Source organism: Mesorhizobium sp. M2A.F.Ca.ET.037.01.1.1 (assembly GCF_003998075.1).
Taxonomy (GTDB): Bacteria; Pseudomonadota; Alphaproteobacteria; order Rhizobiales; family Rhizobiaceae; genus Mesorhizobium.
The window spans coordinates 1-1,285 of the sequence record NZ_RZSA01001382.1 but is presented as its reverse complement, the minus strand read 5'-3'; the positions used below and the strand labels follow the sequence as shown (position 1 = coordinate 1,285).

Annotated in this window: 1 protein-coding gene; it reads left to right on the top strand. The window is 65.4% G+C overall.

The features are described from left to right. The first annotated feature begins 189 nt into the window (after positions 1–189). Positions 190–1,230, top strand: a complete 1,041-nt coding sequence (locus EOA27_RS36930; protein WP_126082074.1) for an aldehyde reductase — start codon at positions 190–192, stop codon at positions 1,228–1,230. Positions 1,231–1,285: the final 55 nt, after the last annotated feature.

The window sequence follows — 1,285 nt, the reverse complement described above, 5'->3', positions numbered from 1 at the left end:
CTGAAGGCTTCACCCAATTCCGGCATGCCGATCTGGCAGGACCGGCTGTTCATCGGCCTGGCCAAGACGGCGGCGGACGCGACGGAGTATTTCCAGATCCCGACCGGACGCGTCGTGGAGATTGGCACGCAGGTCGCCATCTGACAGACTGCGCCGCATCGGTCGGAACAGTGCCGAAGGGAGGCGGGCATGAGCGGCGAGTTGGTGCTTGTGACCGGCGGATCCGGCTTTCTCGGCGCTCATTGCATCGTAGCGCTTCTGAACGCTGGCTACCGCGTGCGCACCACGGTGCGCTCGGCCAGGCGCGAAACCCATGTTCTTGCGATGCTGGAGGTCGGCGGCGCCGAGCCGGGCGACGCGCTTTCCTTCGCCCATTCCGATCTCATGAGCGACAAAGGCTGGTCTGAGGCGGTCGCCGGATGCCGGTACGTCCTTCATGTCGCTTCGCCTTTTCCGCCCGGCGTGCCGAAGCATGAGGACGACCTGATCGTCCCGGCCAGGGAAGGGGCGTTGCGCGTGCTGTGGGCCGCACGCGATGCCGGGGTCGAACGGGTGGTGCTCACCTCGTCCTTTGCCGCTGTCGGTTATGGCCAGTCATCGGTCGTCGGACGTCCGTTCACGGAGGAGAACTGGACCAACCTTTCGGAAAAGGTCGGCGCCTATGTGAAGTCGAAGACGCTCGCCGAGCGGGCGGCGTGGGATTTTATTGCCACCCAATGCGGCGCACTGGGACTGGCGGTGGTCAATCCGGTCGGCATCTTCGGGCCGGTCCTGGGGCCGGATCATTCGACGTCGACCGATTTCATCAGGCGCCTGATGGATGGCGAGATGCCCGGACTGCCCCGCATGGTCTTCGGCGTGGTCGATGCGCGCGACGTCGCCGACCTGCATCTGCGCGCCATGACCAATCCTGCGGCCAAAGGCGAGCGGTTCCTGGCCATCAGCGGCGATTTCATGACGATGCTGGAGATCGCGCGGACGCTGAAAGCGCGGCTCGGCAATGCGGCGTCGCGGGTTACCACAAGAGAGCTGCCGGACTGGCTTGTCCGGATCGCCGGGCTGTTCGACGGGCAGGCGGCTCAGATCGTGACGGAATTGGGCAAAGCCAGGAACGCGACGAGCGCCAAGGCCATGCGCTTGCTTGGCTGGACGCCGCGATCACGCGAAGACGCGCTTGTCGCGACCGCTGAGAGCCTTGTCCGGCTTGGATTGCTCAAGAAGTCGAAGTGAAGCGCGCCTGAGGGCCTTCTCAGGCGCGCCTGGCTTCAGCCGAGCAGGGTAGCCT

Excerpts from the sequence above, each read along its gene's own strand:
- EOA27_RS36930 (WP_126082074.1), top strand. The coding sequence starts at position 190 with ATGAGCGGCGAGTTGGTGCTTGTGACCGGCGGATCCGGCTTTCTCGGC.